This is a genomic window from Kutzneria sp. 744 (assembly GCF_000568255.1).
Classification (GTDB): domain Bacteria; phylum Actinomycetota; class Actinomycetes; order Mycobacteriales; family Pseudonocardiaceae; genus Kutzneria.
Genome location: NZ_KK037166.1, coordinates 9,594,053 through 9,601,150, shown reverse-complemented (window position 1 = coordinate 9,601,150; position 7,098 = coordinate 9,594,053). Strand labels below are relative to the sequence as shown.

The 7,098-nt window shown below is 71.4% G+C and carries 9 protein-coding genes; all 9 read left to right on the top strand.

The features are described 5' to 3' along the window. Window positions 1-372 (top strand): acyl-CoA dehydrogenase family protein (locus KUTG_RS43955; protein WP_255360979.1); only part of this gene is annotated, 372 nt, incomplete at its 5' end. Continuing rightward, window positions 369-1,448: an acyl-CoA dehydrogenase family protein gene (locus KUTG_RS43950; protein WP_043725629.1), complete on the top strand. Its 1,080-nt coding sequence runs from the start codon at window positions 369-371 to the stop codon at window positions 1,446-1,448. The genes KUTG_RS43955 and KUTG_RS43950, both read left to right, overlap by 4 nt. Beyond that, the gene (locus KUTG_RS43945) at window positions 1,435-1,929 is read left to right on the top strand and encodes a hypothetical protein (protein ID WP_043725626.1); all 495 of its coding nucleotides are present in this window, start codon (window positions 1,435-1,437) and stop codon (window positions 1,927-1,929) included. The genes KUTG_RS43950 and KUTG_RS43945 overlap by 14 nt, the downstream gene beginning before the upstream one ends. After that, on the top strand, window positions 1,926-2,189 hold the full coding sequence (locus tag KUTG_RS43940; RefSeq protein WP_043725624.1) for a hypothetical protein: 264 nt from the start codon (window positions 1,926-1,928) through the stop codon (window positions 2,187-2,189). The genes KUTG_RS43945 and KUTG_RS43940 overlap by 4 nt, the downstream gene beginning before the upstream one ends. After that, window positions 2,180-2,383 carry a GNAT family N-acetyltransferase gene (locus KUTG_RS43935; protein WP_043725623.1) on the top strand — a complete coding sequence of 68 codons (204 nt, stop codon included), beginning with the start codon at window positions 2,180-2,182 and terminating at the stop codon, window positions 2,381-2,383. The genes KUTG_RS43940 and KUTG_RS43935 overlap by 10 nt, the downstream gene beginning before the upstream one ends. After that, window positions 2,376-2,822 (top strand): GNAT family N-acetyltransferase, encoded by a 447-nt coding sequence (locus KUTG_RS43930; RefSeq protein ID WP_043725620.1) that lies wholly within the window; start codon window positions 2,376-2,378, stop codon window positions 2,820-2,822. The genes KUTG_RS43935 and KUTG_RS43930 overlap by 8 nt, the downstream gene beginning before the upstream one ends. Continuing rightward, on the top strand, window positions 2,819-3,394 hold the full coding sequence (locus KUTG_RS43925) for a GNAT family N-acetyltransferase (RefSeq protein WP_232241542.1): 576 nt from the start codon (window positions 2,819-2,821) through the stop codon (window positions 3,392-3,394). Before KUTG_RS43930 ends, KUTG_RS43925 begins: the two co-directional genes overlap by 4 nt. Then, window positions 3,391-6,366, top strand: coding sequence for a S41 family peptidase (locus KUTG_RS43920; protein WP_052396111.1), 2,976 nt, complete (start codon window positions 3,391-3,393; stop codon window positions 6,364-6,366). The genes KUTG_RS43925 and KUTG_RS43920 overlap by 4 nt, the downstream gene beginning before the upstream one ends. After that, on the top strand, window positions 6,363-7,052 hold the full coding sequence (locus KUTG_RS54720; RefSeq protein ID WP_052396110.1) for a 4'-phosphopantetheinyl transferase family protein: 690 nt from the start codon (window positions 6,363-6,365) through the stop codon (window positions 7,050-7,052). Before KUTG_RS43920 ends, KUTG_RS54720 begins: the two co-directional genes overlap by 4 nt. The last annotated feature ends 46 nt before the right edge of the window (window positions 7,053-7,098 follow it).

Sequence of the window (7,098 nt, the reverse complement as noted above, 5' to 3'; positions counted from 1 at the left end):
CCTCAGGCGAGCCCGGAACTGACCGCCGTCACCGCGCGGCTGGCCGGCGTCCGGCTCGGGCTGACCCGGCGGCTGGCCGTGCGGGCCGTTGCGCACCTTTCCGGACGCACGGTCGGCGGTGAACCGACCATCGGCAAGCAGCTCGTGCAGGGCGCCCTGGCCGACGCGCACGTGGCGACCGAGGCCGCCCGCCGCACGCTCGCGGTCGCCGGCGATTGCCCCGACGCCGTCCGGGATGTGCACGAAAGACTGACCACAGTGGACTGGGAGCTGGCGAAGCTGCTGGGGGCCAGCGGGTTCGTCGACGACGGTGCGATGTTCGGTGTGCACCTGTCCCGGCTCACCGCGAACTGCTGGGTCGGTGCCTCATGACTTCGTTCGACGAACTCCAGGGCCTCGCCGCCGAACTGGCGGCCGAGCTGCGCCCGCACGCGCTGGCCGTCGACGCCGGCGCGGTGCCAGACATCCCCGCGCTGGACGTCATCCGCGACATCGCCACGCCCCCGCAGTACCGGGACTCCGACCTGCCCAAATGCGCCGAGCTGTACACGGAGACGTGCCTCGCGCGCACGGCCGCCAACATCGAGCTCTCGCGTGGCGACGCCGGCGTGCTCAACATCTGCCGCGCCCCTTCGCTCGCCGGGCTGGCCGTCGACGCGCTGGGCAGTCCGTCGCAGCAGGAGGCGTTCTACCGTGTCCTGGCCGACGACCGGCCGTGGACGTTCTTCGGCATGACCGAACCCGCATGCGGCAGCGACGCCACTGCCATGAAGACTGTGCTGGACAAGGACTTTCGTCTGCACGGAGCGAAGAAGTACGTGGCCAACGCGGCGCGCGGCGGCATCGGCCTCGTTTTCGCCCGCACGGGCCCGACCCCGCTGTCGATCCGCGCGGTGGTCGTGCGCAACCCCAGCCCCGGCTACACCGGCCGCGCGCTGACGATGTTCGGCCTGCGCGGGGCCGCCTTGGGGGAGATGACCTTCGACGGTATCGAGGTCGGGCGCGAGGCGTTGCTGGGCGCACACCTGCCGGCCTCGCGGCGGGGGCTGTGGGGCATCGCACGCACGTTCAACGTGATGCGCTTGCAGATCGGCGCCCAGGCCCTCGGGGTCGCCCTGGCCATCAGCGACTACGTGCACGCGCTCCGTCCACAGTGGAGGACGCTGATGACGACCCGACTCGAAGCGGCCCGAGAACTGCTGCTCGACTGCGCGCACGACGTGGACAACAACCCCGACGACCGCCGCGCCCCGTCGATCGGCAAGCTGCACGCGACGAACCTGGCCGTGGAGACTGCGCGCTGGGCCTCCTCGGCACTCGAACCCGGTGCGCTGCTTGAGCATCCGCTGCTGGAGAAGTGGTGCCGGGACGTGCACGCCTTCGAGTTCATGGACGGCACCAGCACCATCCAACGCCTCACCATCGGGACGGGCCATGACGACAACTGAGCTGCCGCGCTGGTCGAGCCGGCCCTACGCGGACGCCGACCGGGACGCCGTGCTGGCGCTGTTCACCGAACCGGACTTCTTCTTCCGCACCGGCGACCCGGACACCCGGCCGGAGTGGGAGATCCTGTCGCTGCTGGACGAGGACACTCACGTGCTGCTGGCCAACGGCGAGGTCGTCGGCCTGTACGCCGTCGAGTCCGAGGCCAACAACGCCTGCCACTACAGCATGCAGCTGCGGCTTCGGGCCTCGGCGCCGCTGGAGTGGTGGCAGTCCGCCTTCGCGGAGCTGTCGCGGGCCAACCGATGGCGGCGCGAGGTCGTGCGCCTGGCTCTGCGCTTCGACGAGTTCGACTCCCGCGGCCTCGCCTTCGCCCGCACCGCCGGCCTGCGCGAGGAGGGCACGCTCGGCGCCGTCAGCGTGCACGAGGGCCAGCGCTACGGGTACGTGTCCTTCGCCCAGATCTGGGAGCCCATCTCATGAGACTGCGTGGATACCGCTCCGGCGACGCCGACCTGCTGTCCGGTCCGTGGCTGCCCGGTGAGCTGCTCGGGCTGCCCGTCGCCGACTGGCCGCCGCTGGCCCCGCCGACCACCGTCGCCCCGCCGGCCGATCCCAGCCAGGAGCTGTGCATCGCCCCCCGGCATCGGCTTCGTGCGGTTCACCTCGTTGGACTGGGTCCACCCGCCGCGCCCGGGTCGAGCTCGGCCTCAACAGCGTCGTCGGGCTGGACGTGGTACTGAAGACCGTTGTGCTGCACGGGTTTCTTACCCTGAACCTGAGCCGGATCTACGGCTGGGTGACGCCGACCCTGGGCGCGCCGACCGACGTGCTGGCCGATGTCGGGTTCCAGCGCGAGGCGGTCGTGCCGGAGGGCACGTGGCTGGACGGCCGGCCGGTCGACCGGGAGATCTGGGGAGCTGTGCGCAATGACTGAGATCCAACGCCTCGATCCCGCGGTGGCGGTGGCCGAGCTGCGGGCGTCCGGCGACTCCGCGCGGGGCTTTCTCGGCCTCGATCCCGTGACCCAGAACGACTCCTTGCTGACCCAGGAGCTGGAGTCGTTGCAGGCGCAGCTGTTCAGCGCCGGCGAGACCCTGGTCGGCTTCGCCCCCAACGCCGACCAGCCGCGCCAGGCCTACGTCGCCAGCACCTCGGCCGACCCGGAGCCGCTGCGGGCGCTGCTGGAGTTCCTGGCCACCTACCAGCGCTGCACCACGTTCGTGGCGATGGTGCCGGACGGCGTCGAGGCCGCGCAGGGGTTCGCGGCGTGCGGGTTCGAGCGGGTGGGCGTGCTGCCGCGGCACCGGTGGCAGAACTACGACTGGCAGGACGTCCTGGTCTACGTGGGGAGGACGGACACGTGCCGTTCATGACGGTCCGACACTTCACCGAGGCGGACATCCCCGTTCGCACGGAGTTGTTGCGGGAGAACAAGTACCAGACCAACCTGAACGACTTCGCCATGTCGGCCGACGACCGCGCGCTGGCCGAGGGCATGGCGCGGACGATCTCCGAGCAGCACCACACCAAGCGGCTGTTCACCATGTGCGGGTCGAAGGGGCAGGTGGTCGGCTTCTCGTGGATCACCTCCATCGACTGGCGCAGCCAGGCCTGCGAGCTGTCGTTCGCGGTGCTTCCCCGCTACCGCAGCGGTTTCGGCTTCAAGGCGGTCGAGGCGGCGCACGAGTACCTGCGCGAGCAGCTGCACATGGACGTGATCATCAACCAGGTGCTGTCGCACAACACGATGATGCTGTCGGCCGACGAGCTGGAGGCCAACGCGCAGATCCGTGCCGAGTACGACTCCTACACCGTCGGCCGGTGGCGCACGGCGTGCTACTGGACGGTGACGCGGGACGACGTGCGGGACCGCAAGCTGCGGGAACAGGCGCGGCGGCAGGAGATCGCGGACCGGGTCCGTGCGGGAGTGCAGGGGTTGTCGTGACCGGATATCTGCCCGGATACATGCGCTGGCCGACCATCGCCGGCGACACTGTCGTCTTCGCGTGCGAGGACGACCTGTGGTCGGTGCCAGTCGTTGGCGGAAGCGCGCGGCGGCTGACCGCCGGCGTCTCGGAGGCCAGCCGGCCACGGCTGTCGCCGGACGGTTCACTGGTGGCGTTCGTCGGCTCCGACGACGGGCCGTCCGAGCTGTACGTCATGCCCGCCGTCGGCGGGCCTTCGCGCCGGCTGACCTACCAGGCCGCGCGGTGCGTGACAGTGGGCTGGCACCCGTCGACCGGCGAGATCATCTACGCCTCGGCTGCCGAGCAGCCGGCCGGTTTCGGCTTCCGGCTGTTCACGGTGTCCCCCAACGGCGGACTCCCCCGCCTGCTGCGGCCCGGTCTGGCCGACGCCATCGCCTTCGGGCCCGACGGGCGGGTGGTCCTCGGGCGCAACACCGCGGATCCCGCTCGCTGGAAGCGTTATCGCGGCGGGCTGGCCGGCGAGCTGTGGACGTCGTCCACAGTGGATGGTCCGCTGACGCCGTTGCTGTCGCTGCCGGGGAACCTGGCCAACCCGTGCTGGGTCGGCGACCGGATCTTCTTCATCAGCGACCACGAGGGCGTCGGCAACGTGTACTCGTGCCGTCCCGACGGCGCCGACCTGCACCGGCACACCGAGCACCAGGAGTACTACGCCCGCAACCTCTCGTCCGACGGCCGGCGGCTGGTCCACCACGCCGGCGCCGAGCTCTTCCTGCTGGACGAGCACCTCCCGGTGGAGGTGGCCGGCTCGCGGTCGCAGTGCGCCCGGCGGATCGTGTCCGCCGCCGACCACCTTGAGGACGCCCGGCTCAGCCCGGACGGCAAGTCGGTGGCCCTGACCGTGCGCGGCAAGGCCTTCACCCTGAACCCGGTGAGCGGACCGGTGCGCCAGCACGGCAACGCCGACGGCGTGCGGTACCGGCTGCTGGACTGGCTGTCCGACGGCCGCCTGGTGGCCGTGGCCGGCGACGCCGAGCCGGAGGAGCGGCTGGTCTTCCTCGGGCCGGAGGAGACGACCGTTCCCACCGGATCCGTCGGCACGATCACCGAGCTCGCCACGCACGGCGACCGAGTCGCGTTCGCCACCAACCGGCAGCAGCTGTGGGTCGTTGACAACGGATGTTGTCGGCTGCTCGACCACAGCCCGCACGAGCGGATCGAGGACCTGGCCTGGTCGCCCGACGGCCGCTGGCTGGCCTACACCTATCCTCTGTCGCCCCGGACCTCGGCAATCAAGGTGGCCGAGCCGGCATCGGGCCGCACCTTCCAGGCCACCGAGCCGGTCCTGCGCGACTCCCGTCCCGCCTTCGACCCCGGCGGCCGGTACCTGTACTTCGTCGGGCAGCGGGACCTGGTCGTCGATCACGACCAGGTGCAGTTCGACCTGGGCTTCCCCTACGCCGGGCGGCCCTACCTGATCACGCTGTGCTCGGAGGAGCCCCCGCCCTTCGAGCACAGCACCCCCGACCCCGTCGCCGAGGTCGAGATCGACTTCGGCGGCATCGACCGGCGCGTGCTGCCACTGCCCGTGCCCGAGGGGCGGTACCTGAAGATCATCGGCCTGCCGGGCAAGGTGCTGCTGCACTCCGCTCCCCTGGCCGCGCCGGACGTCGCCGAGCCCGAGGCCACCCCGGACGGCATCGTCACGGTGGTCGACCTGGTCACCGGCGAGGTCGAGGAGGAGGTGCTCAGCCCCGTCGACGAGCTGTCCGTCTCCGAGGAAACGGTGCTGTACCGGCATTCTTCGAGTCTTCGCACGGTGAAGGTCGAGGACATCGCCGACGAGGACGAGCCCGACGAGATCGACCTGGCCCGGCTCAAGGTGGCCGTGCAGCCGGAATCCGAGTGGCGGCAGATGTTCCGGGAGACCTGGCGCCTTCAGCGCGAGGGATTCTGGGACGCGGCGATGAACGGCGTGGCCTGGGACGCCATGCACGACCGGTACGCCAGGCTGCTGCCCCGCGTCGGCACCCGGGCCGAGCTGTCGGACCTGTTGTGGGAGGTCCAGGCCGAGCTCGGCACCTCGCACACGTACGAGCGGGGCGGCGAGTACCGGCCGACTCCCCAGCACGGCCAGGGTTTTCTCGGCGTGGACTGGGATTCCGGCTGGTGCATCGGCAACATCCTGCGCGGCGACCCGTGGAACCCGCGCCTGACCTCGCCGTGCAACCGCCTCGGCGCCGACATCCGTACCGGCGACCAACTGGTGGCGATCAACGGCCGTCCCGTGTCGAGCCCTGGCGAGCTGCTGGTCGGCCAGGCCGATCGCCAGGTCGAGCTGACGCTGGTCCGCGACGGCGTCAGCCGTGATGTAACGGTGACGGCGTTAGCCGATGAGTCGGCCGCCCGCTACCGGGACTGGGTGTCGGCCAACCGGGCCGCCGTCAAGGAACTGTCCGGCGGCCGGCTCGGCTACGTGCACGTGCCCGACATGAACGCCGGCGGCTACGCCGAGTTCGTGCGGGGCTTCCTGACCGAGCTCGACTGCGAGGGGCTGATCGTGGACGTGCGGTTCAACGGCGGCGGCCAGATCGCGCCACTGCTGCTGGATCGCCTGTCCCGCCGGCGTTTCGGCACCGAGACCGGCCGCTGGAGCTCGACCACGCCGTACCCTGGCGAGGCCCCGCGCGGGCCGATGGCGTTGCTGGTCAACGAGCACACCGGGTCCAACGGCGAGATCTTCGCCCAGGGCTTCCGGTCGCTCGGCCTCGGCCCGATCGTCGGCCGGCGGACCTGGGGCGGCGTGATCGCCACGTGGCCTCGACACGGGCTGGTCGACGGCACCGTCACCACCCAGCCCGAGTTCCGGTACGTGCTCGACGGCCAGATCCTGGAGAACCGCGGCGTGCGGCCGGACGTGCAGATCGACGACGAGGACCGGCAGCTGGCGGCGGCGGTCGAGCAGCTCCTCCCGGTGCCGGCGCCGTGAACCCGGGCGAGGTCCACGTCTGGCTCGTGCCGGTGCGCCCCCGCGCCGGCTGGCTGGCCATGCTCGACGCCGAGGAGCGCCTGCGCGCAGCCAAGCTCGCCAGCACCCCCGCCGGCGACACCTTCGTCACTTCCCGTGCCACGCAACGACTTGTCGGCTCCCACTACCTCGGCATCCCGCCCGGCGACATCGTCACCGACCGCACCTGCACCCACTGCGACACCGGCGCCCGTCACGGCCGACCCCGCTTCCGCGACGCTGCCATCGACTACTCCGTCTCCCACACCGAGCACTGGGTGATCATGGCGGTCACCGACGGCGGGCTCGTCGGCGTGGACATCGAGGACCTCCGCGCCGCCCCCGATCCCGCCGGCCTCGCCCGCGCCTGCCTGACCACGGACGAACGCCGGCACTTCGACGCCATGGCCGAACCCGATCGCGCCCCGTGGCTGGTTTCCGCCTGGACCCGCAAGGAAGCCGCCATGAAGCTCACCGGCCTCGGTCTCCGCGCCCCACCCAAGCACCTCGACGTCAGCGGCCCCACCGTCGCCACCGCCATCCCGCGGTGGCCTTCCGCCGCCGGCACCTGCGCGACCTCCCCGCCCCGGTCGGCCACCTCGCCGCACTGGCCACCACCGTGCCCGTGCTGTCGATCCACGCCGCCACCCTGGACGACCTGGAGGTAAACCGGTTTGCCCCGTCGCTGGCCTGAAAAATCGTGCTGACAGCCGA